Raw genomic sequence first — 23,952 nt, forward strand, 5'->3', positions numbered from 1 at the left:
AAAGCAGGTGGGCACGGCTAACCGCGTCAGAACGCGCCCTGATCATGGGCTGCGAGAACGCCGGTTAGGCCGTCTCGACGAGCTTGGCGAGGTTCTCCAGCGCCATCCGCGTTCCGGTCTCGTTGTCGGCGGCGGGCACGCTGTCGGGGATGCCCTCGTGCACGATGAGGACGTCGGTACCGCCGTCCGCCTCGGTGAGGGTGGTGGTCATCGTCATCTCGCCCCGCAGGCCGGGCTCCGCGGTCTCGAACTCGAAGACCTCGACCACCTGCGCGTCCGGCACGAGCTTCACGAAGCGGCCGTGGTAGGTGTCGGTGTGCGCCGCCGACTTCCCGGTCCCGGTCGGCGCGTCATAGGTGAGCGAGATCCGGAACGAGCCGCCTTCCCGGGGATCGAACTCGTGCACCCGGCTGCTCATGCCGTCCGGCACCCGCCACTTCGCGAGCGCGTCCGCGTCGAGAAGCGCCCGGTAGACGACCGAAGGCCGGGCCCGCACATGCCGAGAAACCCGGGTCGAATACACCCGCCCACCTTACGCCGCGCCAGAGAAACACCCCACGTTCACGCGGGCACCGGCTCGATCTCGGCCCACACGACCTTGCCTCCCTCGCTCAGCGGCCTGGTCCCCCACCGCCGGACGAGCGCCTCCATGAGCAGAAGCCCCCGCCCGCACTCGGCGGCGTAATCGACGGGCCGCACCACCGGCCTGACATCGGACCGGTCCCAGGCTTCCACCACGGGAAACCCGTCCTCCCTCCGATAGGCCCGCACGACCACCAGGTCCCCGTCCCGGGACCCGTGCACGATCGCGTTCGTCGCCAGTTCGCTGACGACCATCCGGGCCACATGGTCCTCCAGCCCCCACGCCCCGAAGACCAGCCCGACGAACTCCCGAACCTCCCGGACGGCCCCCACGTCCGGCTTGATCACCATCGTCGCCGGCTCCGCCACGAGCGATCACCTCCACGTCTTGTCGTGACTTAACGCAAAGGGTTGACCACATGGCGTAATATCAACAGCAAAGCGTGGCAATGCAGTGCCGCCGCTTGCGCCTGCTTGCAGCCATCTCCGAAAGGTGGACGCTCCCATGCCGTCACGGAAGCCCACGCGCCAGACCATTGCCTTCGGCATCGCGCTGACCGGCCTTCGCGAAGATGCCGGACTTTCCCGACTCGAACTGGCAAACCGGATACCGGTCACCCGCAGTTACATCGGCCAGGTGGAGACCGGAACCACCCGCTGCACGAGGGAGTTCGCCACCGAACTCGACAAGGCCCTCGGCGGCGGGACCGAAATGGCGGACGCCTGGGACGACCTCCTCAAGTCCAGCCGGTACCCGCCGTGGTTCGCCGACTACCCGCTGGCCGAGGACACCGCGTCCTTACTGCGCGCGTTCGAGACCATGTTCGTCTACGGCCTCTTCCAGACCGAGGCGTACATCCGTGCTCTGCTACTCGATGACACCGCCATCGAAGGGCGACTCCGTCGCCAGGAAGTGCTGCGGCACAAGAATCCACCGATGCTCAGCATCGTCCTGCTCGAAAACGTCCTATGGACGTGCATGGGCAGCACAGAAGTGATGCGGGAGCAGTGCGAACACCTGCTGACCGTCTCCGAGTGGAGCAACGTCACCCTCCAGATCGCTCCCACCGGCTACTACCGGGGACTTGAGGGACCGTTCAATCTCGCAACCCAGCCGAACGGGGAGGAACTCCTTCACATGCCAGCCGCCAGAGGCGGCATTACATCGAACGATCGAGAGGATATCTTGCACATAGTCGGCGCATTCTCGGCGCTACAGGCTCGCGCCCTGAGCGTGGACGACTCCCGCGAGTTCCTACGGAAGGCGGTTGTTCGGTGGACCTGACCAAGTGGCGCAAGGCACGGCAGAGCGACGGCCAGGGCGGCGCGTGCGTAGAGGTCGCACTGTTCCCCGAAGCCGTGGCCATCCGCGACTCCAAAGACCCCAACGGCCCCAGACTCCTCCTCACCCCAGACACCTTCCAAACCATCCTCAACAACCTCAAGCACTAAACCACGCCAGAGCGTCTGGCCCTCATCGGGGCCAGGTGCCTCATCCCAGCCCGACCATGCAGAGGGGCTTACAAACATGCGCACACCCACATGGCGAAAGGCTCGGCGAAGCGGCGGCCAGGGGGACGCCTGTGTGGAACTTGCCCCCCTTCCCAACGGAATCGGCGTTCGCGACAGCAAAGCCCCTGATGCCGGCCACCTCACCCTCACCCCCCCCGCATTCCACACACTCCTCAAAAATCTCAAACGCTGAACCCAAACCAAAGGCAGTTTGTTCGGTGGGCCTGACCAAGTGGCGTAAGGCGCGGCGAAGCGGCGACCAGGGTGACGCGTGCGTGGAGGTCGCACGGTTCTCCGAAGCCGTGGCCATCCGCGACTCCAAAGACCCCGACGGCCCCAAACTCCTCCTCACCCCAGACACCTTCCAAACCATCCTCAACAACCTCAAGCACTGATCCCCAGCCCTTGCCAGCCGTGTGTCAGGGACATCGGCCCGAGCCGGGAGGAATCCGCAGGGCCGGTGTCTCGGCCGGAACGAGCATGCGCATGGCGGTCCGGCGGGTCAGGGGATGATGCATGAAGGGGCTGTGGCGGGCGGCTTCTCCGGTGGCGGTGACGTGGATGCCCTGTTCGCGGTAGTGGCTGGTCAGGGCATGCACGAGGGTGGTCTTGCCGGAGGCGTGGGGGCCTTCGACGGCGATGACGGCGCAGTTGCGGATGGGCACGTGGCCTCACAACAGTTGCTGGAATGTGGGGGTGGCCAGCCACTCGAACCGGCCCGCGAGCTGGTCGTGCAGGACTCGGTTGACGTTGAGCGGTTGATCCAGGCGCAGGTATCCGCCGGCGTGTGCGGCGGCGTAGGCGGCCGACAGCCCGTGGCGCAGGTTGAGGACACTGATGCGTTCACGGGCCTCGGGGTCGTGCTCGTTGAGCCAGATACGGTGCAACGCGGTCATGGAGTGGCGGGCCAGTTCGGGCTGGGTGACGTTCAAGGCCAGTTCGGTGCAGACGTCGACCAGACGGCGGCTGGTGCCGGTGACCACGGTGTCGACGTCGTAGCGCGAATCGATCACCCGGGGGCCGGTGCCCGGTGGGGGGACTGGCGTGGCCTTGCGGGCGTGCCAGCGGTCCCGCAGGGCTTGGACGCATTCCAGCGGGCGGGCGCTGGCGTTGCGCAGGACGGCCAGGTCGCTGGATACCTGGTGGCCGATGATCACGTCGGCGTGGGCGAGCATGGCGCCGACGGCCAGGTCGGCGGAGTCGATGAGGTCCTGGGTCTGCCCGGCTGCGGAGACATAGGCGCTGGTGCAGGCGAACGACTGCGGCGGTGTGCCGGGTTCGGTCGAGGTTTGCAGCCAGGTGATCGACCAGCAGAAAGGCACGTTCCCGTTCTTAATCTTGTAGTTCTTGGTCCATTCGACGTCCAAGGAGGCGATCAGCAGATGCCCCGGCCGCCGCTGCGGGACTGCCGCTGCGGCGGTGAGATCCTCGGTCGCCGTGGGGTGGCTGGCGGCGCCGTCGGCGGACGTGCCGGACAGGGCAGCAGGGGAGGGTGTGACCGCACTCGGTCGAGCCGTCTGAGCCGGGGTGGCATCGGTGGTGTTCGGCTCGCCGATCGTGGTGTGGATGATCACCCTGGAGATCCTTGGGCGGTGTCGTACGCCCGCCGGCGGCGGGGCGCATCTGGCGGTTGGTGGGCTGGCTCTGCTGGACCAGGCCCGACCGTACCGGGCTGCTGGGTTGGGAAGCAGCCGGAAACGCAGCTCGCGACGGCGGCGCCGACGTCCAGCGGCATGGCCCAGGTGTAGCGGTGCAGGTGCCGTGCCGCGATCAGGGCGTGCAGCAGTGCCCGCTCGGTGGCGCAGACGGCCAGCCATTCTGCCGCTTGGTGCCGGGGCGGTTCTCCCGGTGGCGCGGCAGGGGGCGAGCCGCCGGTCTGGGTGGGGTCGGCTGCCCGGTCGATGAGCCCAGCGGCCTGGTCGATCACCTGCTGCGGTATCAGCCCGTGCCGTACACCGTCGATGTTGAGTTGGGCGTCGGCGGCCAGTTGCGGCAGCGTCGCGCCGCCGGCCCGGCGGCCGGTATCGGCCTTGTGGCCGGTAATGCCGGGTTCGCAGGCGATGTCGTGGGCGATGTCGAGTCGCAGCGCTGTGCCGCGCGGGGTGGCGTAGCGGCGCGGCCATTCCTCGGCCATCGCGATGAGCCCGCGGCCGAGCGGATCGGCCGCCCGGGGATCAGCCCGGTATCCGTCCGTGTGCGCGTCCCGAGGAGCTCCCGTGGCGGCATTGACTGCGGTGACCAGGGCGCGTAGGTCGTCGGCCAGGGCGTACCCGGTGACGACCTTGGCCAGCCGCCGGGCCCGCAGCACGTCCAGGTCCGCCAGGCGCAGCAGTTCGGGCAGCCCGGCCGGTTCGGGTGCGGCCACCGCACGGAACCCGAACTCCACGCCGCCGTCGGCGTCGATCGGGCGGGTGCGGTGCAGAGGCAGGTACACCACGGCGTGCGCCACGGGAACGGGCTGCTGGCCGTCCCCGCGGCGCACGCCGGCGCAGCAGGTCGCCAGGCCCGCCAGCAGGTGCGGTTCGGCTCGCCACAGCTGGCCGGTGCCGTAGGGGTCTTCTGGCCAGGCCAGGTTGGTATACGTCTGCGCCTGCCGGGCGCGGGCACGGAGGGAGGCGCGGACGGGGACGCCATCGGGGGTGTTCACCGGAACGGTGGAGGGCTTAGGCGCGGTCATCGGGTGGCCCGCTCGCGGGTCAGGATGCTGGTGCCCAGGTACTTGGCGGCGTGGTTGGCCTTGTAGGGGTAGCGGTCCCAGATGGCGGTGATCGGCTCCTGGAAGATGTTGCCGAGCGGCAGCCACAGGTCGGGCCGGTCGTAGACGGGCCAGGCATGGGTGTGCCCGTTGGGTTCGACGACGATCATGTGGCCTTCGGTCTCGGGTGTCCAGGGCGTCATCCGGATGGCCGGTGTCCACTGGTGCACGGTCCGCAACTCCACCAGCCGCTCGAAATGCTCGCGGGCCTCGGCGACAGTGATGAATTCCGACTCGTCCAGGTCTAGGGCGTTGCCCTTGCGCAGTGGAAGGATCAGCTTGACCTTGCCCGCGCCCAGGACGTCGGCGATCTGTGTGAGGTAGGGCAGGCCGTGCAGGGTGGAGCGCAGCACGACGGCCGAGAAGGAGACGGGGATCCCGGCTTGGCGGAAGCCCTCCACGCCGGCCAGGACCTTGTCGTAGTCGCCGCGGACGCGTTGGAAGATCCCGCGGGGGCCGTCGAACCCGATGTTGGCGAAGGTGATCTTCCCGGCCAGCTCGGGCGCCATGTGCATGCCGCGGGTGGCGTTGGTGGGCAGCCCGATGATGAAGTCGCCGAACACACCGACGATGTCGAGCAGATCGCGGCGCAGCAGAGGCTCACCGCCGGACAGGAACACCCGCCGCACCCCGGCCAAGTTCGCCGCGGCCGTCTCCAGGTCCCGCAGGGACGGGTCGGGCACCTGGAGGGTCTCGCTGCAGAAGCTGCAGTCGAAGTCGCAGCGCTTGGTGATCTGCACGATCACCGACAGGGGCGTGGTGAGCTCACCGGCGACACGGACGGCGTCAGCGTCGGGGCCGAGGGCGAAGTGGTGGCCGTCGGTGAACTGGACTGGTCCGGTGTCCTGCGGGCGGCGGGCCGGGATCGGAGGCATTCCGAGCAGGGACATGATGAACCTCTCCTCCTGCGGGATGGGCTATGCAAGGGCTCTGTGTGCAGCAGGCTGGTGATCGCGGTGGGCGGCGATCGGGCCAGAGCGGGTCCTGGCCCAGGCGAAAACGTCATGGGTACGGGGTTGGCCAGCTGCGAGCAAGGTCGCTGAAGATCGGTGTGAGCGCGAGCGGGGACCAGCCGGAGGTGTGGCCGGCACCGGCGCGGGGTGGGTCCGCGCCGGCGAATCCTGGAGGGAGGGAGAACCTTGGCTCGCCGAGGGCGCGCCAGCACAGACGCGAGCCGGTGAACGCGGCGCGGGCATGCAGCCATCGCGTGTTGTCCAGCAGGTAGCCCTGGCCAGATGTCAGGCGGAGGGAAACCTGGTGAGCGGCCACCGCGGTGCGCAGCGTCGGCAAGTAGGGCTGCGTCAGGGGGCTCCATCGCGCCAGCTCGTCGGTCCGCAACCGCACTGACCAGCGGCCACCCGGATGCTTGGTGAAGACCTGGGTGGCGTGGCCGCCGCCCGCCCCGTCGCCCGCGCCAAAGAACGCAGTACGCGGCTGGGAGAAGGCGCGGGCAGCCTCGGGATGATGGGCCCACAGCTCGTCGTGAACCGCGCGGCCGTCGGTCAGCAGGCAGTCCCCGCCCTGGTCGGCCACGTGGCCGCACACCAGCAGCATCAGGCGGGGCGGCGCCGGAATCCCGGAACGCTCGGTGTGTGGGGCTAGCTCATCGCCGGTGAATCCGCCGAACCCCGGGCGCGCCCCGCGATATCCGGTGTTGTGGAGCGTGGTCAGCCCGTCCAGATCGCTGTCGCGGTGCGCGATGATGGTCATGATGCCCGACGCCAGGTCCACGACGGCGGCCCGGGAGGACAGCCCTTCCAAGACGATCAGCCCAGTGCGGTGCAGCCGCTCCTGGATGACCCCCGGTGTGCCGGGGCCGACGCGGTGGGGCGCGAGCAGGCCATTCCCATCCGGGAGAGCAGGGCCCATCTCCTGGCTCCTTCGATTGACAGCTTGACTCAACTGTTCTTGGGCTGTGGGCGGGGGTAAAGCGACAGATTGTCGATTCGGGCATCTCTACCGGATCGCGGCCGGGGCCGAGGAGTCGTGCTACGTTCCGCATCATCACAACCGCCCTTTCGCGCGCCCAAGGGCACCAGCGCCCCGGTGCGCGCCCGACACGCCGACTGCGAGGATCCCTGGTGAGCACGCCTCCGACCTGGCCTGTGTCCGTCAAAGGTGTCGCGGTCGCCCACGGCTACGTCGTGCTGTTGAAGAACGAGCGTGATGAATGGGAGTTGCCCGGCGGGCGCCTGGAACCCGGTGATATCAGCCCCGAGGCGACCGTGGAACGCGAGATCAAGGAAGAGACCGGTTGGAGCGCCGCCGCCGGACCGCTCTTGGACGTGTGGATCTATCAGCCGCTACCGCGGACACGGCCCGAGCGGCGCGTCCTGATCGTGACCTACGGCTGCACCGTCCTGACCCCCGACGCCGAACCTGTGGTGAGTGACGAGCATCGACAGATCGGCCTGTTCACCGCCGATCAGATCCCCGAACTGCTCATGCCCGACGGCTACAAGCGATCGATCGCGGCATGGCTGCGTCGGAGATCACCATGAGCGGTGCGACACCGCACCCATCAAGCCTCGGCCGCCGAGCAGGCCCATCGGCCCGATATGCGACCTGGTGGTGGGCCACTCCCCAAGCCCAAAAGATCCTCGCCACGGGTGACCTGGGAACGATCCTTCGGTTTCACCGGGACGTGCACGGCCTCAACCAGACCGCGCTCGGTCAGATCCTTGGCTACGACAAGACCTATGTGTCGGCATTGGAGCTCGGCAAGCGGACACTGGACGACGTGGGCTCGCGACGCCGGATCGCAGACGCCCTCCGTCTGCCCCCGCATGTGCTGGGCATCACCGACCCTGCCGACACCGACCATCGGGCGATGCTCCAATTCGGTGAATCCACCGTCCGCCTCGGCGAACTCGCCCGCCAAACCGGTCACGCCTGCGAAGCAGTCGCTGAATTGTGGCCGCTGGTCGCCAGACTGGAATCTCGCGTCGAGGCCGGACACACCGAACGGGACGTGCTGCGTCTCCTCGCCCGCGCCCGCGCCGGACTGGGTGTCGCGCTGGGCAACGTGCTGCCCGAGGAACGGCTCAGCACCGCAGCGCACTGGACCGCCAAGAGCCTGCACATCGCGTTGTACTTCCAGGACTCGGCGTTCTCCTCCGACGTCCTACGCCTGCACGGCAACGAACTGCGCAAAGCCGGACTCCATGGCGCCGCCGTCCACCGACTCCAGCACGCGGTCGCGTTAGCCCCCACCCTGGCCGCCCGGGCCGCCGCTCTCCCATTGCTCGCCCGCGCCGCAGGAACCCTCGGCAACGCCGAACTGTTCGACTCGGTGATGCGGGAGGCCACCGAATTGCTAGACCAGGTGGACCGTACGTCCCTGTTCAACCCCTACGCGCTCCATGAGATCCAGCTGCGGGGCCTGGTAGCGACCGGCCGTATCGACCGCGCCTCCCGCCTCGCCGACGACCCGCCGGCCGCAACTACCGTAGTGGCGCCACAATGGCAGGTCATCGGACAGATAACTGTGGCTGGCGTGCGACTACGAGCGGGCGACCGCCACGGCGCCCGTGAATGCCTGGACCTAGCCGTCTGTGAGGCAGTCAGCCAACGGCTCCCCCACCAGCTTCAGCGGATCATGCGCACCGCCGACCAGGCTCTCCCGGAAATCCACGCCAATGCCGAGCGAGCCCTCGCCCAACTTCGTCAGGAACTAGCTGCCTAAGCGGCTTGCCAGCCGTGTGTCAGGGGCATCGGCCCGAGCCGGGTAGGAAGCCGCAGGGCCGGTGTCTCGGCCGGAACGAGCATGCGCATGGCGGTCCGGCGGGTCAGGGGATGATGATGAGCTTGCCGCGGGTGTGGCCGCTGCGGCTGGCGTCGAAGGCGGCGCCCGTCTCCTCCAGCGGGAACGTGCCGGCGACCTCGACCGTGAGCGCGCCCCGGTCGGCGAGCCGGGCCAGCTCGGCGAGCTTCGCGCCGTCCGGGCGGACCCAGATCCAGTGGCCGCCGTGCTCCTCCACGGTGTTGTCGGCGGCGGACACGTGCCGCCCGCCGGGGGCCAGGACGGCGAGCGTCGTGTCCAGCTGGCCGCCGACGAAGTCGGCGACCGCCGTCACCCCGCCGGACACCAGGTCCCGGACGCGCTCCACCAGCCCGTCCCCGTAGGCGACCGGCTCGGCGCCGAGTTCCCGCAGGTAGTCATGGTTCCTCTCGGACGCGGTGCCGATGACGCGGGCGCCGCGGTCGCGGCCGATCTGCACCGCGAGGCTCCCCACCCCGCCCGCCGCCGCGTGGACGAGCAGGACGTCGTCCTTGGCGAGATCCAGCCGGTCCAGGGCGCGCTGCGCGGTCAGCCCGGCCAGCGGCAGCCCGCCGGCCTGGTTCCAGTCGAGCGCGGCGGGCTTGGGCGCCACGTGGTCCGCCGAGACCGTGACGTACTGCGCGAACGTCCCGGCGCCGACGACGTCCTTGCGGGCGTAGGACATGACCTCGTCGCCGGGGGCGTACTCCGGTGTGTCGGGACCCACCGCCCGGACGACCCCGGCGACGTCCCAGCCGGGGATGACGGGGAAGACCGCGTCCATCATCGCGTCCAGGCCGCCGGCCATGACCTTCCAGTCGACCGGGTTGACCCCCGCGGCGCGGACCTCGATCAGCACCTGGCCTGGGCCGATCTTCGGGTCGGGGACGTCCCCGACCGTCAGCCGCGAGTTGTCGGAGGTATACGAGTCATAGGTGACGGCGCGCATTCCCCCACCCTGCCACCGCGCCCGCCCGCTAAACCCGCCCGGCCGCGCCGGTCAGCCGACCGGTTCCAGGGGCGGCTCGTCGGCGAACTGGGTGTTGTAGAGGGTCGCGTATCGGCCGCCCGCGGCCAGGAGGACCTCGTGGGTTCCCTGTTCGGCGATGCGGCCCTCTTCGATGACGAGGATCTGGTCGGCGGCCCGGACGGTGCTCAGGCGGTGGGCTATGACGATGGCGGTGCGGCCGTCGAGGGCTTCGGCGAGGGCTTCCTGGACGGCGGCCTCCGAGGTGGAGTCGAGGTGGGCGGTGGCCTCGTCCAGGATGACGACGCGCTGGCGGGCCAGCAGGAGGCGGGCGATGGTAAGGCGCTGGCGCTCACCGCCGGACAGCCGGTAGCCGCGTTCGCCCACGATGGTGTCGAGGCCGTCCGGCAGGCCCTCGATGAGGGCGTCGAGGCGGGCGCGGCGCAGGACGTCCCACAGTTCGTCGTCGGTGGCCTCGGGGCGGGCCAGCAGGAGGTTCTCGCGGATCGACTCGTGGAACAGGTGGCCGTCCTGCGTGACCATGCCGAGCGTCTCGCGGATGGTCTGGAAGGACAGGTCGCGGACGTCCACGCCGCCGAGCCGGACGGCGCCGGACCCGACGTCGTAGAGGCGCGGGAGGAGCTGGGCGATCGTCGACTTGCCCGCGCCGGACGAGCCGACCAGCGCGATCATCTGCCCGGGTTCGGCGCGGAACGAGATGTCGTGCAGGACGTCGACGCCGCCGCGGGTGTCGAGGGTGGCGACCTCTTCGAGGGAGGCGAGGGAGACCTTGTCGGCGGACGGGGTAGGCGAAGCGGACGCCCTCGAACTCGACCGCGACCGGCCCGTCCGGGACGGCACGGGCCTCGGGACGCTCGGCGACCAGCGGTTCCAGGTCGAGGATCTCGAAGACGCGCTCGAAGCTGACGAGGGCGCTCATCACCTCGACGCGGGCGCTGGCGAGCGCGGTCAGCGGCGCGTAGAGGCGGGTGAGCAGGAGGGCGAGGGCGACGACGGCGCCGGCGTCGAGGTGGCCGCGCAGCGACAGGTAGCCGCCGAGCCCGTAGACGAGGGCGAGCGCCAGGGCGGACACCATGGTCAGCGCGGTGATGAAGACGTGCTGCACCATCGCGGTGCGGACGCCGATGTCGCGGACGCGGCGGGCCCGCGCGGCGAACTCGGCGGACTCGCGGGACGGGCGCCCGAACAGCTTGACCAGCGTCGCGCCGGGGGCGGAGAACCGCTCGGTCATCTGCGTGCTCATCGCGGCGTCGTGCGCGGCGGCCTCGCGTTCCAGGCGGGCGAGGCGGGTGCCCATGCGGCGGGCCGGCAGGACGAAGACGGGCAGCAGGACCAGGGCGAGCAAGGTGATCTGCCAGGAGATCCGGACCATCACCGCGAAGGTGAGCAGCACCGTGACCAGGTTGCTGATCACACCGGAGAGGGTGTCGCTGAAGGCGCGCTGGGCGCCGATCACGTCGTTGTTGAGCCGGCTGACCAGGGCGCCGGTGCGGGTCCGGGTGAAGAACGCGACGGGCATCCGCTGGACGTGGTCGAAAACGGCGGTGCGCAGGTCGAGGATCAGCCCCTCGCCGATGCGGGCGGACAGCCACCGGTTGGCGAGCCCGAGCCCGCCCTCGGCGAGCGCGAGCACGGCGATGAGCACGGACAGCCGGACGACGGTGGACGTGGCGGCGTGGTCGACGATCGCGTTGACGACCCATCCGGCGAGGACGGGCGTCGCGACCGCGATGACCGCCATCACCACGCTGAGGAAGAGGAACGCGGCCAGCGGGCGGGCGTGCGGGCGGGCGAAGCCTCTGATCCGGTGCAGGGTCGCCTTGGAGAAGGGCCTGCCGTCCTGCGCGTTCATGGCGTGGTGCAGCGACATCCACGCCGTGACTTCCATGTCCATGGAGCCCCCTGTGATCGTTAGCCTGGAACGGCAAGCATGTGACCTCAAGGAAGGTTGAGGTCAAGCCGTCGCCGCGCCCAGCATCGCGCGGGGGTACGACATTTCCGGAGGGCGACCGTGGACATCGAGAAGATCCGGACCGACACCCCCGGCTGCGCGAAGGTGGCGCACTTCAACAACGCGGGCGCGGCGCTGCCGCCCCGTCCGGTCATCGAGGCCGTGTCCGCCCACTTCGCGCTGGAGTCGACGATCGGCGGCTACGAGGCGGCCGAACAGAACGCGGCGGCACTCCAGCACTTCTACGACGCCGTGGCTAGGCTCATCGGCGCGCGCGCAGACGAAATCGCCTACGTGGAGAACGCCACCCGGGCATGGGACATGGCGTTCTACTCGATCCCCTTCGCCGAGGGCGACCGCATCCTGACGACCACGAGCGAGTACTCCAGCAACGCGATCGCCTACCAGCAGGTGGCGGCGGCCAAGGGCGCGAAGGTGGACGTCGTCCCGGACCAGGCCGACGGCACGCTCTCGCTGGAGGCGCTGGAGGCCGAACTCGTCAAAGGCAATGTCCGCCTGGTGGCGCTCAACCACATCCCCACGCACAACGGGCTCGTCAACCCGGCGGCGGAGGTCGGGAAACTGTGCCGTGAGCACGGCGTCCTCTATCTCCTGGACGCGTGCCAGTCGGTCGGCCAGCTCGCCATCGACGTCAGCGAGATCGGCTGCGACATGCTGTCGGCGACCGGCCGCAAGTACCTGCGCGGACCGCGCGGAACCGGGTTCCTGTACGTGCGCCGGGGAATCGTCCGGACGCTCGTGCCGCCGTTCATCGATCTGCAGGCCGCCACCTGGAAGGCACCGGACGGCTTCGACCTGCGCGACGACGCCCAACGCTTCGAGACATGGGAACGGTATGCCGCCGGTCAGATCGGCTTGGGCGTGGCCGCCGACTATGCAGCCGACCTAGGGATGACCGACATCGAGACCCGTGTGACCGGGCTCGCGGCCAAGCTGCGTGAGGAACTGTCCGCGCGTCGTGGGGTGACCGTCCTCGACAAGGGCGCGCGGCCGTCCGGGCTGGTCACGTTCACCGTGGACGGCCACGACCCCGCCGCCATCAAGGACGCCGCAAGGGAACGCGCCGTCAACATCAACGTCACGTATCCGCTCTCACACGGATATGACCCGCACGTCCTTCCCACGGCCGTGCGGGCCTCCGTGCACTACTACAACACCGAAGAGGAACTCGACCGGCTGCTCTCCGCCCTGCCCCGGAAGTGAGCGCGCCCGGGACCGGGAGATGGGGCACCGACGGCGGCCTCCGGACGCGCCCACCGGTCGGGTGCCGGCCGACGTCAGGTGGTGGGACGCGCCGCGCTGATGTCGGCGAGCGCCGACGTCGAGCCCTCCTCCATCGCCAGGTCACCGATGGACACGATGCCCACCAGGCGGCCGTCCTCCATGACCGGGAGCCTGCGCACCGCCCGCTCCCGCATGATCTGCGCGGCCTTGTCCAGCGTGTCATCCGGTCCGACGGTCGCGGTGACCCTGCTGGCGATGCCGCCGATCCTCGCCTGGGCCGGGTCGCCGCCGGCCGCGAGCCCGCGGATCACCAGGTCGCGGTCCGTGACGACCCCCTGCAGGTCGTCGCCCTCCGCCACCAGCACGGCACCGATGTCCTCGTCGCGCATCGCCCGCGCCACCGTCACGATGTCCAGTTCCGGGGACACCGATGTCGGGGAGCCGGTCATGACTTCGCGGACCTTCGTGGCCATCGCACACTCCTTGAGCCTCGTGGATCGTTTCTGCGGGCCCGGGGATGACTCGCCCCTACCCGACGGAAACGGGGTCACTCATGGCGTCTTGACCATGGAGGGCGCCTTGGCTCACTCATGACGTCTTGAACGTGGCGAACAACCGTGCCGCGCCGGCCCGATCCCACTCCAGGCGGTTCGGGTCGCTGCGCGCCGGATGGACCGGAACCGTGCTGAACTCCACCGAACCCCCCTTCCCGAATGCGCGGGCGAGCGCCTGCAGCCTGCCCGCGTCCAGCCTCGGCGCCGTCTCGAACGAACCGGTCACGACCATGAGGAACTTGGCGAACCGAACGGGGTTCCCGCCCATCTGCTCCTTGGCCTCCCGCACGAGCGCCGCCATGAACTGCTGCTGCCGCTTGATCCGCCCCAGGTCCGAGCCGTCCCCGAGAGCGCGCCGGGCCCGGACATAGGCGAGCGCCTGCGCCCCGTTCAGCCGCTGCTCGCCCTGGGGCAGTCTCAACCCGGCCGCAGGGTCGACGACCGGGTGGCGCAGCGTCATCCGGACCCCGCCGAGCGCGTCCACCGCCTTCCGGAAGCCGTCGAAGTCGATCATCACGGTCTGGTCGATCCGGACGCCGGTCAGCGACTCCAGCGTTCTCACCGTGCAGTCAGCGCCGCCCAGCGAGAACGCCGCGTTGATCATTCCCAGCTGGGCCGGGACCGTCTTTCCACCCCCGGTCGTGCACGCGGGGATCCGGACGAGCGAGTCACGGGGGACGCTCACCGCGCGCAGGTCCCTGCGGTCGGCCGGAACGTGCACCAGCATCAGCGTGTCCGAACGCGGCGGGCGGGCGGCCACCCGCCTGTCCACCCCGATGACCAGCACGTTCATCGCCCGTCCTGCCACCGGCTCGGCCGAATTCGTCGCGACCGGCCTCGCGTGCCGCCCCTGGAGGATCGTCACCGGGACGAGAATCGCCGCCGCCGTGACGGCCGCGACCACGCCGAGGAGCGCCCAGCGTCCCGGGCCGCGGCGCCGCCGCCGGGCGGCGTCCAGCAACCGGCTGCGCTGCCGGGCGAACGAGGCCGGCGGCTCGTGCTCCAGGTCCCGGCCGAGGTCACGGATCAGGTCCAGGTCGTCCATGCTCACGCCTCCTCACGCGTCGGGTCGATGTCGCCCAGCGCCGCGCGCACCTTGCGCCGGGCCCGGTTGAGACGGGAGCGGACCGTGCCGACCGGAATGCCGAGCGCCCGCGCCACCTCCTCGTACGCCAGATCGCCCCACGCCACCAGCAGCAGGACGTCCAGGTCCCTTCTCGGCAGGACGGCCAGCGCCTCCGCCAGCCGCGGACGCGACGCCGACGCGGTCACACCCGCCGCCACCCGGTCGGCGGGCCCCTCCACCGGGCCGTCCGCGGGGCTGCGGCGCAGCGCCCGGTAGCGCGCGGCCTCCGTCCGGTGATGCCGCGCGACCAGCTTGGTCGCGATGCCGAACAGCCACGGGCGCGCGTCCCACTGCGCCAGGTCGTAGCGGTGCCGCTTGCTGAACGCGACGAGGAACGACTCCCCTACGACGTCCTCTGCGGCCTCCGGCCCCAGCCTGCGCGAAACATAGCGGTACAGCATCGCGGAGTAACGGTCGAACAGCGCGGCGAACGACTCAGGATCGATGAGCGAACCCTCGATGAGATACGGCAGCTGTAGATCGTGAATTTGGGGATGTCGCTGCTGGTCAGCGGGGCAGCTTGAGATGATCACGATCGGGTGGAGTCCCGGACATGCGGGACGGCCGCCGTGATCTTTGCTTTGTGTGACGAAAACCAAAACCCCGACGACCGTCGGGGGCACGATAGCGCATGCCGAACAGCAGCGGCGGGCCCGGTTTCTGGACGCGGTGATGACCCGGATCGCGGGGTGTTTCCGCAGGTGTGAGCCGCGACGGCTGGCCCGGGAGTTCGTGCTGGGCCTGCTGATGGAGCTGGAGGACCACAACTGCTGGACCTTGGGCGAGGCGCTCGGGCACACAGGCCCGCACCGGCTGCAGCACCTGCTGTCGAGGGCGAAATGGGACGAGCGGCAGGTCCTGGACGAGGTCGCGGCCTGGGCCGTTGAACACTTGACCGGCGGCGACGGTGGCGCCGACGGTGACCAGGACGCGGTGTTCATCGTGGACGAGACCGGCGACGCCAAATCCTCCACCGATTGTGTCGGGGCGGCGCGCCAGTATTCGGGGAGCCTGGGCGGGGTCGCGTTGTGCCAGGTGACGGTGAATCTCACCTACGCCACCGGCCATGGCCACACCATCATCGACCGCCGCCTGTACCTGCCCAGAGACTGGGCGGCCGATGAGGAACGCCGCGAGCTGGCCGGTGTCCCCGAACAGGTCGAGTTCGCCACCAAACCGCAGTTGGCCGCCGCGATGCTCGCCCGCGCCCGCGGCCGCGGGATAGGCGCCGGGTTCGTGGCCGGGGACGAGGTCTACGGCGGCCGAGACCTGCGCACCTGCGTCCGGAGCCTGGGCATGGGCTATGTGATGGCCGTCAAGCACGACCACACCGTGGCCCTCGGCCCGCACACCACCACCGCCCGCAGGGCCGTCCGGCTGATCAGTGACGGCGGGTGGCAGCGCATGCGCACCGGCACCGGGACCAAAGGCGTCCGCTCCTACGACTGGGCCATGCTCGCCATCACACCCGACGACACCCCCGACAGCCACCAGGCCGGTGACCAGGCCGGATGCACGGTCCTGCTGGTGCGCCGGCACCGCTACACCCGCAAACTGTCCTACTACCGCTGCTACAGCCCGACCCCGGTGCCGCTGGCCCGGCTGGTGGCCATCGCCACCGTCCGCTGGAAGATCGAAGAAGACCACCAGCTCGCCAAACAGGCCTGCGGCCTGGACAAAGGCCAGACCACCCGCTGGGTCTCCTGGCACCGCTGGACCTGCCTGGCCCTGCTCGCCTACACCTACCTCGCCGTCACCACCGCCACCGAACGCCACCCCGGCGACCCCGAATTGATCCCCATCACCGTCCCCGAACTGCTACGGCTCATCCGGGGGACCGTCGTACCCCCGCCCCGCACCGACCCCCAGCACCGACACGCATGGTCACTATGGCGCCGACGCCACCAGCAACGAGCCCGAGCCTGCCACCACGCCTGGCACACCTACGCCGAAACCACCCCATGATCACAGCAGGTCAGAGCCGAAATTACAGCTGCCGTATGAGAGCGGCATCACTGTCCTGAGCCGTCGGAGGTACGGTCATCGCGACCACCATGGCATGCGCACCGGGCCTTCCCGTGCGGGGACGTTGTCAGCGATGTATCTCCGCAACGTCCCCTCCGGGTTCACGCCCGCCAGGGAACACGGGGATCGCGCTTGCCGATCGGCGCGAACCTTCCCGATAAACTGCGCATCCTTCACTATGCACGGGGTTGTCGGGGGAGACCGCTCCGCGCCTGCCTGTCGGGCTCAAGTCGAGAGGGTCGGGGACGTGGACGACGACGAGCGGGAACCGGACACGCCCGGCATCGAGGACGAACATGACTCCTCCCGCACCGCCACCGCCGAGTTCCGGGTCCCCAAGGTCAACCTGACCAGGCCGGACATCGCGGTCCGCCGCCCCAAGCCGGCGGCGGAGCGGCCGACCACCGCGTCGGGGACGTGGTACGTGGAGTTCCCCTCGCAGGACGGGCGGGCCGGCGCTCCGCAGGCCCCCGCGGAGGAGGATCCCGACGACTCCCTTGCCCCGGACGACGAACCCGCCCCACCCCCGCAGGACGAGCCCGCGGAGGAGGAGGCCGCACAGGACGAGCCCGCGCAGGACGAGGCCACGGCGGACACCGCCCCCGAAGACGACGACCCGGAAGACGAAGAAGCAGCCGCGGCGCGGCCCGAGGCCCGGCAGGACCGTCCTGACGAGGACATCTCGGACACGCCCGCCGAGCCGCCGCAGCCCGCGCCCACGCAGGGCCGCCACCGGCGGGAGCCCCCGGCCGAGGACCCGAGCGCACGAGACGAACGGCCGCAGGCCGGCACCTCGGACACGCGCACGGACTCCGCACAGCCCGCGTCTCCGCGAGGCGAGCCGGAACGCGCCGCGCACGCGCGGGGAACCGCGCGAGAAGAACGGCCGCAGGGTGGAGTCCCACCGGCGGGCGCTCAGGAGCAGGACCGCGACGGCGTCTCCGAGACGCGCACGGACCACCCGCAGACACATGACGGACCGGGACGGCGCCCGCCCCACGGCGGCCCTTGGCACGTCACCCCACCACACGCCGCCCAGCCGCAGGTCGCCCCACCGCACGGCGCACCGCCGCACGGTGGTCCTGCGGCGAATCGTTCGGTCAGCGATGCCGGAGCGCCGCAGTACGGGGCCTGGCAAGGGGCTCCGCCGCAGGACGTCGCGCCTGCGCGGCTGGACGATCGGGCCGGGCCCACGCGGGTCGAGCGGTTGCCGGTGCCGCTGCCGCAGGGGCCCGGGGAACAGCCGGGGGCTCGGCCATCCGAGCAGTGGGGCATGCCGTGGGACGGCGCCATGCAACCGGCACACCCACAGCACCCACAGCAACCCGTCCAGCCCGCACAGGCGGCGCCCCAGGAGAGTGCCAAGCGGGGGCGGCGCTGGCTCGTCGTGCTCGTGGCCGTGCTGGTGCTGGTGGCCGGGGTCGTCACGGGGCAGCTCGTCCGGCCCGTGCCGCAGCCGACGATCAGGCTGGCGCTCGCGTCCAGTCACGCGTTCCCCGGGCAGGCGCCCGCGCTGCCGTGGCCGACGGCGGGGCAGTCCGTCGTGTACGTGGAGGGGCTCGGGACGATGGGCGCGGCGGGCGGGTCGGCGCCGATCCCCACCGCGAGCGTCGCGAAGGTGATGACGGCGTACGTGTATCTGCGCGCCCATCCGCTGCGGCCGGGTGCGGCGGGGCCGGTGCTGACGGTGTCGCCGCAGGCGGCGGCGCAGATCCCGATGCGCAAGAAGCGGGGCGAGTCGCTGCTCGGCGTCACCGCGAACCAGCAGCTGACGCAGCGCAAGGCGCTGGAGGCGCTGCTGGTCATCTCGGCGAACGACGTCGCGCACGAGCTGGCGCGGTGGGACTCGGGGAACGAGCAGGCGTTCGTGGCGAAGATGAACGCGGCGGCGGCGGAGCTGGGGATGACCAGCACGCGCTACACCGATCCCAGCGGCTACGACTCGGGCACCGTGAGCACGGCCCAGGACCAGGTCAAGCTGCTGCGGGCGGCGATGGCCATCCCGGCGTTCACGGAGATCGTGAACAACCGGGCGTATGTGCCGGACAACGGCGGCGCCCCGCGGGCGGGCGGCAACTTCCTCCTCGGGCAGTACGGCATCGTCGGCGGCAAGACCGGGTACACGGACGCGGCGGGCGGCAACTTCGTGTTCGCGGCCCGCAGGAGCGTCGGCGGTGCGCGGACGCTCATCGTGGGCGCGGTGATGGGGCAGCGCTCGCCGAGCGCGGCGGGCGCCGTCGACGCGGCGGGGCGGCTCGTCACCGCGGCCGCGGGGGCGCTGACCGCGGTGACGCTGGCGCCGAAGGGAGCCGCCGTCGGGCGGGTCGACGACGGGCTCGGCGGGACGACACCGCTGCGGGCCGCGGCGCCGGTGACGGTGGTCGGCTGGTCCGGGCTGACCGTGCCGGTCGGCGCCACGGGCCGTCCGCCGCACCGGGGGGACGGCGGTGAGCGGGTCGGCGCCGTGCGTGCCGGTGCGGCGACCATCCCGCTCGAACTCGGCCGGCCGCTGGACGAACCGTCCTATCTCAAGCGGCTGATCAGGCTCGCCTAGTGCGTTGACCACGAGCAGTGAAACCACGCCAAACCCCCGCCGCCTGACCCGCCCGAGGCCAGGAAACGCGAGCGCCCCGCCGGCGAAAAGCCGGTGGGACGCCCGGGGCGTCCGGTGCAATGAACGCCGATACCAGCGTAGACCTCGCCGATAGAGTGCGCCGCATGAACGAACCTCAGCCGCAGGCCCTACTGGTCTTCACCGCCGCCCCTGACCGTGAAGCGGGGATGCAACTACTCAAATCAGCGGTAGTCCAGCACCTCGCCGCGTCGGGTCAGGTAATCCAGGCCGGGAATGTCTTCTGGCACCTGGGGGAACTCGGGACAAGCGAGGAATGGCAAGTCACCCTCCGAACCACCCGCGACCGGTACCCCGAACTTGAGGCCCACCTCCTGGCGAATCATCCATGGGACAACCCCGAGGTCATGTATGTGACCATCGGCGGCGGGTCGCCGGAGTACCTGGACTGGCTCAAACGTGAGGCGGCCACATCGTCCTAGCCTGCTCCATCACGTCCCGGACGGCGGCTGCGGACGCGTGCGGACGCAGCCGCGCCACCACCACCTGGACCCGCTTCCTAGGCCGGGCGGATGCGATGTCGACACCCAGGTCGATCGACCGCGACAGAGCCTGAGCAGCTGCATCGAAGTCCAGTTCCTCAATGTGCGCTTCCGCCAACCACGACAGGTACAAGCTCTTGTCTCTGGCGTATGTGTCGTCGAACCGCTCTAGCGCCCACTTCAATGCCGGAACCGCTCGATCAGGCCGCCGCAGGATCGTCCAGCATCGTCCGGTCATGATCTGGAGTTCGACGTCATCGACCCACCGCGCCCAATCAGGGTCGTGACCTTCTTCGCCGACGTTGCCGGCGAGTGCCTTGGTGGCAGCGCCGAGCGACTCTTCAACCTGACGTGTGTGGGACTGTCCAGCCATCGCGTGCGCCCAGGCCGCTCGTTCGTGCAGGAGGGCGCGTACCGCCGAGGGTGTTTCTGGGCCTACCACCCGGCAGGCGGCATCGGCCTCGTCGGTGCCGCGTTGCCCAGCCGTGACACGCTGGTAGGACATCAGCGCCAGCGCGTTTCCTAACAGGGAGCTGTTTCCCGCCTCTGCGGCGGCGGTCATGCTTTCGCGGTACAGGGCTCGGGCCGCGGTCATCTGCCCCGCATCGAGCGCCGCCCATCCCGCCTGCTGGGCCTGTTCGGCCACGACGGCCAGCAGTGCCCGACCTGTCGTCTCGGAGTAGGTCGCTGCCGCCGTCAGATTCCGGGTGGCGCTGAGTTCTGATGCGTAGAGCCGGTAGGTGTCCGCGCCGCCCAGGACATCGTCCAGGCGCCGGAGCCGAACGGTTCGCCGTTTCAGCTGTGCGACAACATCAGCGCCGATGCGCCGCCGTTGTTGAGCTTCAGGGTGGCCGACTGGGGTCCAGGGACTGACCGTTAGCCCAACGGCTGCCGTCGTGACGCCCAAGAATTGCCTACGTTCCACTGGGTCATCCTCCCCATCGCCGGGGTCAAAAAGCTGACGCTGGGGGATGCCGAGGACATCAGCCAGGGCCTGCCGATAGCGGGGGCTGAACCCCGTGCGGCCACGTTCCCACCGCTTGACGTAGTCGGTGAGCGTAACGATATCCGTCGTGAGCTGCTCGCCCATGGCCTCGGCGATCATCTCGGCGAACTCGCGTTGCTTCCAGCCACGCGCGGTTCGCTCGGCTTTCAACCGCGTACCGATGCGGAATTTCTCTGCAGGCGTCATATGTGCACCTCATGTGTCGCCGTGCCCCCTGGGGGGCACGCAGATGCCCCCCATTGTGCCTCTGCCACGACGACTCTGCGTGATGTTCGCTTACTGTGACCGATTCGCCACCACTACGGGGAGGGAGTCATGCAGGACCGCAAGCCCCAGCGGGGGGCCATTATGAGCGCGCCCCTCGCCGTTCCCCTCCCCTACGAGCGCTCCCCCTGAACGGCGCCGGTCCCCAGCGCCTCACTCTGGAAGGCCGTCGCTCAGGGGATGCGGGCTACCCCTGGCCGGATGGCCCGCGTCCCCGCCGCGGACGTGCACGCAGGCTCGTTAACGCCCCGCCTGCGTGCACGTCCGCACCCCTACCAGGCCGTACCGGCGGAACCACTGGCAGCGTCACCGACCCCAGTGCGCCGACGACTGCCCTCTGATCACCGACGAAGGACCCGTCGTCATGCCCGAAAACGCTTCCCCGTCCCTGGACGACCTGAAGGCCAGGTACCCCGAGTGGAACATCATCCGCACCAGGCAGGGCGGCTGGTGGGCGCAGAGATTCCCGGTGCCGCCCGAGGAGTTCAACCGCCCCAACATGGTCGACGCCCGCACGCCCGAGGAACTCGCCGTCAAGATCGACAAGGTGATGGAGTGAAGGACCGCGCCGAACGTCAGGAGACCGGCCCCCACCTCACCGCCCAGATCGACACCACGGTGCCCCAATCCGCTCGGATCTGGGCCTACTGGCTGGGCGGTAAGGACAACTACGCCATCGACCGGCAGGCCGGTGACCGGGTCGCCGAGATCCTCCCCGGGATCGTGGACGCCGCCCGCCATGACCGGGCGTTTCTGGGCCGCGCGGTCCGCTACCTGGCCGGCGAGGCCGGGATCCGCCAGTTCCTCGACGTCGGCACCGGGCTGCCCACGGTCGACAACACCCACGAGGTCGCCCAGCGGATCGCGCCCGACGCCCGGATCGTCTACGTCGACAACGACCCGCTCGTCCTGTCCCATGCCCGCGCGCTGCTGACCAGCACCCCCGAAGGGGCTTGCGACTACATCGCCGCCGACGCCCGCGACACCGGCCTCGTCCTGTCGCAGGCGGCACGGACACTCGACTTCGACCGGCCTGTGGCGTTGATGCTGCTGGGCATCCTCAACCATCTGGTCGATGACGGCGAAGCGCACGCGGCCGTCGAGCAGCTCGCCGCGCCGCTGGCGCCGGGCAGCCATGTCGTCATCGCCCACCCCACCGCCGAACTCCACGGCGAAACGCTGCACGAGGCGATGCGGCTGGTGATGGACATGGGCGGCACCCCGGTCGTGGCCCGGACCCCCGCCCAGATCGCGGCGTTCTTCACCGGCCTGGAACTGCTGGACCCGGGCGTCGTGTCCTGCTCCCTGTGGCGGCCCGACCCCAGCCCCTGGCCCGATCCGCGGCCGGTGCTCCAGTACTGCGGCGTCGCCCGCAAAACCGCCCCGGCCTGCAACTGATCAGCGGAGGAACGCATTGGCCGCGCATTGGCACTTCTACCGGGTGCGAGCCGGGGCAGTGACGAAACAACCCAACGGCCTGGACCTCGACCTTGACCTGTTCTTCGCCACGAACCGGTTCCCGACCCCCGCCACGGCCTGTGACGCCCTCGCCAACGACATCGTCACGCAGTACCCGGCCGCCAAACGCCTGAGCTCGCTCGACCAGGTGCGGACCGTCTTGCCCTATCACCCTGCCGGCGGCTTCCAGTACCACAGCCCCGCCGACGGGCCGGTGCTCTGGCAGCTCGCCGAGTGCGGCGGCCGATGCCGCCGCACCCGCCGCGCAACCAAGCAGATGCTCCTCCAGAACGTGAACGAGCAGCTCAAAGCCCATTTCAGCAGGTAAGCCCACGAAGACCTGCTCCCCACCCCACCGACCGAGAAAGCACCCATGACCTCATCACTCGATTCGTCCGGTGGCCCCGCCGATCACACGGCCCCGGACGCAGACGCCCCGCTGGATGACCCACTGGACGTGGCCATCCAGCGCTGGGCGGAGGTGACCGTCGAGATCGAGCTGCACCCGCTGCTCATCCCGGCCATCGGCGCCGGCCTGCACGCGGTCTCGCAAGGCCCGGCGGTCAACCCGCGCATGCGGGAGCTGCTGATCGCCGAGAGCGCCCGGCTGCAGCAGTTGGCCGGCGCTCTGTCCCCCGCCCCGGGGCCGCACGCCGTGCCGCCGGTCGCCGTCACGGTGTCCTGGCAGGTCGCCTTGGCGATCGTGGGCGTCCTGCAATGTATCTCCCGCGCCCCGGACACGCCCCACGACATAGGGGAGCTCGTGCGGACCGAGGGCCGCCGCCTGCAGAACCTGGTGTGCGACGACGACCAGCTCCGCGCACTGGTCGACACCGGATGGCGACAGCCCGCCCCTTCGGCGGCCCGGCCGAAGAAGACACCCCCGAGCACTCGATGACCTCACCAAAACACCCGCGCAGCCCACAGCCCGCGAAGGACGGCACGGCGCCGCGGCTGGAGATGTCGGTCGGGGTGCTGCGGGAACGGTACGAGGCGGGCGACTCGGTTCCCAAGATCGCCGAGGGGATGGGGCTGACCCCGCGTCAGGTCTACGCATGGATGCGGCACGAAAGGATCAACCGGCGGCCACCCGGCGCGCCGGACTGGGAGGCGTTTCCGATCGACCTCGCCGAGCTGCGGGAGTGGTACGAGGCGGGCGAGTCGATCAGGGGACTGGCCAGGGCGCTCGGGGTGTCGAGCAACGCGGTGAAGATGCGGCTTGCCCAGGCGGGCACCACGTTGCGATCGCGGGAGCAACCGCACAGGCGGCGGATGGTGCTGCCGGTGCCCTCGCCGGTGCTGCGTAGGCGTTACGAGGCGGGCGAGTCGCTGTACGACCTGGCGGCGGAGCTGGGGGTGGTGCCCGCCACGGTGAAACTGCGGCTGCTGGAAGCGGGAACCACGATGCGGCCGGTCGGCGGCCCGCCACGGTCACGCCAGGTGGCGTTGCCGATCCCGCCGCAGCAACTGCTCCAACGGCACCAGGCGGGCGAGTCGCTGCACGACCTGGCCCTGGAGTTGGGAGTGCCCCGCAACACGCTGCGCGGGCAACTGGAGGCGGCGGCCAAAGCCCACCCGTCCCCCACCACACCCGGAGAAGACGAATGACCCC

General features: G+C 70.2%; 27 protein-coding genes and 1 pseudogene. 15 read left to right on the top strand and 13 right to left on the bottom strand.

Features of this window, described 5'->3' with window-relative positions:
- Positions 1-64: 64 nt before the first annotated feature.
- Entirely contained in the window at positions 65-523 is a 459-nt protein-coding gene (locus ACQP1N_RS28020) for an SRPBCC domain-containing protein (protein ID WP_433227545.1), read from the bottom strand.
- A 38-nt stretch (positions 524-561) separates the two neighbouring features.
- Positions 562-951 (bottom strand): ATP-binding protein, encoded by a 390-nt coding sequence (locus ACQP1N_RS28025; protein ID WP_433227546.1) that lies wholly within the window; start codon positions 949-951, stop codon positions 562-564.
- Positions 952-1,087: 136 nt separating this feature from the next.
- Between ACQP1N_RS28025 and ACQP1N_RS28030 the strand changes: the two genes are divergently transcribed.
- The 4 genes from ACQP1N_RS28030 (at position 1,088) to ACQP1N_RS28045 (ending at position 2,489) form a co-directional block, all read left to right on the top strand.
- On the top strand, positions 1,088-1,867 hold the full coding sequence (locus ACQP1N_RS28030) for a helix-turn-helix domain-containing protein (RefSeq protein WP_433227547.1): 780 nt from the start codon (positions 1,088-1,090) through the stop codon (positions 1,865-1,867).
- The gene (locus ACQP1N_RS28035) at positions 1,858-2,034 is read left to right on the top strand and encodes a DUF397 domain-containing protein (protein ID WP_433227548.1); all 177 of its coding nucleotides are present in this window, start codon (positions 1,858-1,860) and stop codon (positions 2,032-2,034) included. The genes ACQP1N_RS28030 and ACQP1N_RS28035 overlap by 10 nt, the downstream gene beginning before the upstream one ends.
- A gap of 76 nt (positions 2,035-2,110) precedes the next feature.
- Positions 2,111-2,287, top strand: coding sequence for a DUF397 domain-containing protein (locus tag ACQP1N_RS28040; protein WP_433227549.1), 177 nt, complete (start codon positions 2,111-2,113; stop codon positions 2,285-2,287).
- Positions 2,288-2,312: 25 nt separating this feature from the next.
- Positions 2,313-2,489, top strand: a complete 177-nt coding sequence (locus ACQP1N_RS28045; RefSeq protein ID WP_433227550.1) for a DUF397 domain-containing protein — start codon at positions 2,313-2,315, stop codon at positions 2,487-2,489.
- Positions 2,490-2,513: 24 nt separating this feature from the next.
- On the opposite strand, the gene ACQP1N_RS28050 is transcribed toward ACQP1N_RS28045, so the two are convergent.
- The 5 genes from ACQP1N_RS28050 to ACQP1N_RS28070 form a co-directional block, all read right to left on the bottom strand.
- Complete coding sequence (locus tag ACQP1N_RS28050; protein WP_433227551.1) at positions 2,514-2,759, bottom strand: hypothetical protein; 246 nt, start codon at positions 2,757-2,759, stop codon at positions 2,514-2,516.
- Between the two features lie 6 nt (positions 2,760-2,765).
- The gene (locus ACQP1N_RS28055) at positions 2,766-3,668 is read right to left on the bottom strand and encodes a hypothetical protein (protein ID WP_433227552.1); all 903 of its coding nucleotides are present in this window, start codon (positions 3,666-3,668) and stop codon (positions 2,766-2,768) included.
- Positions 3,665-4,741 carry a hypothetical protein gene (locus ACQP1N_RS28060; protein WP_433227553.1) on the bottom strand — a complete coding sequence of 359 codons (1,077 nt, stop codon included), beginning with the start codon at positions 4,739-4,741 and terminating at the stop codon, positions 3,665-3,667. The genes ACQP1N_RS28055 and ACQP1N_RS28060 overlap by 4 nt, the downstream gene beginning before the upstream one ends.
- A gap of 26 nt (positions 4,742-4,767) precedes the next feature.
- Positions 4,768-5,739 (bottom strand): radical SAM protein, encoded by a 972-nt coding sequence (locus ACQP1N_RS28065; RefSeq protein WP_433227554.1) that lies wholly within the window; start codon positions 5,737-5,739, stop codon positions 4,768-4,770.
- Positions 5,740-5,851: 112 nt separating this feature from the next.
- Positions 5,852-6,718: a TauD/TfdA family dioxygenase gene (locus tag ACQP1N_RS28070; protein ID WP_433227555.1), complete on the bottom strand. Its 867-nt coding sequence runs from the start codon at positions 6,716-6,718 to the stop codon at positions 5,852-5,854.
- A 212-nt stretch (positions 6,719-6,930) separates the two neighbouring features.
- On the opposite strand from ACQP1N_RS28070, the gene ACQP1N_RS28075 reads away from it, so the two are divergent.
- Both ACQP1N_RS28075 and ACQP1N_RS28080 read left to right on the top strand, forming a co-directional pair.
- A complete protein-coding gene (locus ACQP1N_RS28075) occupies positions 6,931-7,350 on the top strand; it encodes an NUDIX hydrolase (RefSeq protein WP_433227556.1) in 420 nt (139 codons plus the stop codon).
- Positions 7,326-8,534, top strand: coding sequence for a helix-turn-helix domain-containing protein (locus tag ACQP1N_RS28080; RefSeq protein ID WP_433227557.1), 1,209 nt, complete (start codon positions 7,326-7,328; stop codon positions 8,532-8,534). Before ACQP1N_RS28075 ends, ACQP1N_RS28080 begins: the two co-directional genes overlap by 25 nt.
- Before the next feature lie 103 nt (positions 8,535-8,637).
- On the opposite strand, the gene ACQP1N_RS28085 is transcribed toward ACQP1N_RS28080, so the two are convergent.
- Both ACQP1N_RS28085 and ACQP1N_RS28090 read right to left on the bottom strand, forming a co-directional pair.
- On the bottom strand, positions 8,638-9,558 hold the full coding sequence (locus tag ACQP1N_RS28085; RefSeq protein ID WP_433227558.1) for an NADP-dependent oxidoreductase: 921 nt from the start codon (positions 9,556-9,558) through the stop codon (positions 8,638-8,640).
- A 51-nt stretch (positions 9,559-9,609) separates the two neighbouring features.
- Positions 9,610-11,491 (bottom strand): annotated as a pseudogene (locus ACQP1N_RS28090) (ABC transporter ATP-binding protein).
- A gap of 117 nt (positions 11,492-11,608) precedes the next feature.
- Between ACQP1N_RS28090 and ACQP1N_RS28095 the strand changes: the two are divergent.
- The gene (locus ACQP1N_RS28095) at positions 11,609-12,772 is read left to right on the top strand and encodes an aminotransferase class V-fold PLP-dependent enzyme (protein ID WP_433227559.1); all 1,164 of its coding nucleotides are present in this window, start codon (positions 11,609-11,611) and stop codon (positions 12,770-12,772) included.
- A 74-nt stretch (positions 12,773-12,846) separates the two neighbouring features.
- Here the strand turns inward: ACQP1N_RS28095 and ACQP1N_RS28100 are convergent, their stop codons facing one another.
- The 3 genes from ACQP1N_RS28100 to ACQP1N_RS28110 all read right to left on the bottom strand — a co-directional run bounded on the left by ACQP1N_RS28100 (position 12,847) and on the right by ACQP1N_RS28110 (position 15,006).
- On the bottom strand, positions 12,847-13,266 hold the full coding sequence (locus ACQP1N_RS28100) for a CBS domain-containing protein (RefSeq protein WP_067799145.1): 420 nt from the start codon (positions 13,264-13,266) through the stop codon (positions 12,847-12,849).
- Positions 13,267-13,381: 115 nt separating this feature from the next.
- Complete coding sequence (locus ACQP1N_RS28105) at positions 13,382-14,392, bottom strand: LCP family protein (protein ID WP_433227560.1); 1,011 nt, start codon at positions 14,390-14,392, stop codon at positions 13,382-13,384.
- Positions 14,393-14,394: 2 nt separating this feature from the next.
- The gene (locus ACQP1N_RS28110) at positions 14,395-15,006 is read right to left on the bottom strand and encodes an RNA polymerase sigma factor (protein ID WP_433227561.1); all 612 of its coding nucleotides are present in this window, start codon (positions 15,004-15,006) and stop codon (positions 14,395-14,397) included.
- 52 nt (positions 15,007-15,058) lie between these two features.
- Here ACQP1N_RS28110 and ACQP1N_RS28115 point away from each other — a divergent pair, with 52 nt between their 5' ends.
- From ACQP1N_RS28115 to cutA, 3 genes are all read left to right on the top strand, one after another.
- A complete protein-coding gene (locus ACQP1N_RS28115) occupies positions 15,059-16,438 on the top strand; it encodes an IS701 family transposase (RefSeq protein ID WP_433225973.1) in 1,380 nt (459 codons plus the stop codon).
- 307 nt (positions 16,439-16,745) lie between these two features.
- Entirely contained in the window at positions 16,746-19,052 is a 2,307-nt protein-coding gene (locus tag ACQP1N_RS28120) for a hypothetical protein (protein ID WP_433227562.1), read from the top strand.
- 164 nt (positions 19,053-19,216) lie between these two features.
- Entirely contained in the window at positions 19,217-19,552 is a 336-nt protein-coding gene (gene cutA, locus ACQP1N_RS28125) for a divalent-cation tolerance protein CutA (protein ID WP_433227563.1), read from the top strand.
- On the opposite strand, the gene ACQP1N_RS28130 is transcribed toward cutA, so the two are convergent.
- A complete protein-coding gene (locus ACQP1N_RS28130) occupies positions 19,524-20,804 on the bottom strand; it encodes a helix-turn-helix domain-containing protein (RefSeq protein ID WP_433227564.1) in 1,281 nt (426 codons plus the stop codon). The genes cutA and ACQP1N_RS28130 overlap by 29 nt on opposite strands.
- Positions 20,805-21,246: 442 nt before the next feature.
- Between ACQP1N_RS28130 and ACQP1N_RS28135 the strand changes: the two genes are divergently transcribed.
- Genes ACQP1N_RS28135 through ACQP1N_RS28155 form a run of 5 tightly spaced genes read left to right on the top strand, consistent with a single transcriptional unit; the run spans position 21,247 to position 23,948 of the window.
- Positions 21,247-21,441, top strand: a complete 195-nt coding sequence (locus ACQP1N_RS28135) for a hypothetical protein (protein WP_433227565.1) — start codon at positions 21,247-21,249, stop codon at positions 21,439-21,441.
- Entirely contained in the window at positions 21,438-22,280 is an 843-nt protein-coding gene (locus ACQP1N_RS28140) for an SAM-dependent methyltransferase (RefSeq protein ID WP_433227566.1), read from the top strand. Before ACQP1N_RS28135 ends, ACQP1N_RS28140 begins: the two co-directional genes overlap by 4 nt.
- Before the next feature lie 58 nt (positions 22,281-22,338).
- Positions 22,339-22,668 carry a hypothetical protein gene (locus ACQP1N_RS28145; RefSeq protein WP_433227567.1) on the top strand — a complete coding sequence of 110 codons (330 nt, stop codon included), beginning with the start codon at positions 22,339-22,341 and terminating at the stop codon, positions 22,666-22,668.
- 45 nt (positions 22,669-22,713) lie between these two features.
- Positions 22,714-23,238: a hypothetical protein gene (locus ACQP1N_RS28150; protein WP_433227568.1), complete on the top strand. Its 525-nt coding sequence runs from the start codon at positions 22,714-22,716 to the stop codon at positions 23,236-23,238.
- The gene (locus ACQP1N_RS28155; RefSeq protein WP_433227569.1) at positions 23,178-23,948 is read left to right on the top strand and encodes a helix-turn-helix domain-containing protein; all 771 of its coding nucleotides are present in this window, start codon (positions 23,178-23,180) and stop codon (positions 23,946-23,948) included. Before ACQP1N_RS28150 ends, ACQP1N_RS28155 begins: the two co-directional genes overlap by 61 nt.
- Positions 23,949-23,952: the final 4 nt, after the last annotated feature.

The sequence above is a fragment of the Actinomadura formosensis genome (assembly GCF_050948385.1).
GTDB classification, from domain to species: domain Bacteria; phylum Actinomycetota; class Actinomycetes; order Streptosporangiales; family Streptosporangiaceae; genus Spirillospora; species Spirillospora formosensis.

Coding starts and splice junctions, on each gene's coding strand:
- ACQP1N_RS28065 (WP_433227554.1), bottom strand. CDS start 5,739: ATGTCCCTGCTCGGAATGCCTCCGATCCCGGCCCGCCGCCCGCAGGAC.
- ACQP1N_RS28030 (WP_433227547.1), top strand. CDS start 1,088: ATGCCGTCACGGAAGCCCACGCGCCAGACCATTGCCTTCGGCATCGCG.
- ACQP1N_RS28080 (WP_433227557.1), top strand. CDS start 7,326: ATGGCTGCGTCGGAGATCACCATGAGCGGTGCGACACCGCACCCATCA.
- ACQP1N_RS28150 (WP_433227568.1), top strand. CDS start 22,714: ATGACCTCATCACTCGATTCGTCCGGTGGCCCCGCCGATCACACGGCC.
- ACQP1N_RS28085 (WP_433227558.1), bottom strand. CDS start 9,558: ATGCGCGCCGTCACCTATGACTCGTATACCTCCGACAACTCGCGGCTG.
- cutA (WP_433227563.1), top strand. CDS start 19,217: ATGAACGAACCTCAGCCGCAGGCCCTACTGGTCTTCACCGCCGCCCCT.
- ACQP1N_RS28130 (WP_433227564.1), bottom strand. CDS start 20,804: ATGACGCCTGCAGAGAAATTCCGCATCGGTACGCGGTTGAAAGCCGAG.
- ACQP1N_RS28070 (WP_433227555.1), bottom strand. CDS start 6,718: ATGGGCCCTGCTCTCCCGGATGGGAATGGCCTGCTCGCGCCCCACCGC.
- ACQP1N_RS28135 (WP_433227565.1), top strand. CDS start 21,247: ATGCCCGAAAACGCTTCCCCGTCCCTGGACGACCTGAAGGCCAGGTAC.
- ACQP1N_RS28100 (WP_067799145.1), bottom strand. CDS start 13,266: ATGGCCACGAAGGTCCGCGAAGTCATGACCGGCTCCCCGACATCGGTG.
- ACQP1N_RS28040 (WP_433227549.1), top strand. CDS start 2,111: ATGCGCACACCCACATGGCGAAAGGCTCGGCGAAGCGGCGGCCAGGGG.
- ACQP1N_RS28155 (WP_433227569.1), top strand. CDS start 23,178: ATGGCGACAGCCCGCCCCTTCGGCGGCCCGGCCGAAGAAGACACCCCC.
- ACQP1N_RS28105 (WP_433227560.1), bottom strand. CDS start 14,392: ATGGACGACCTGGACCTGATCCGTGACCTCGGCCGGGACCTGGAGCAC.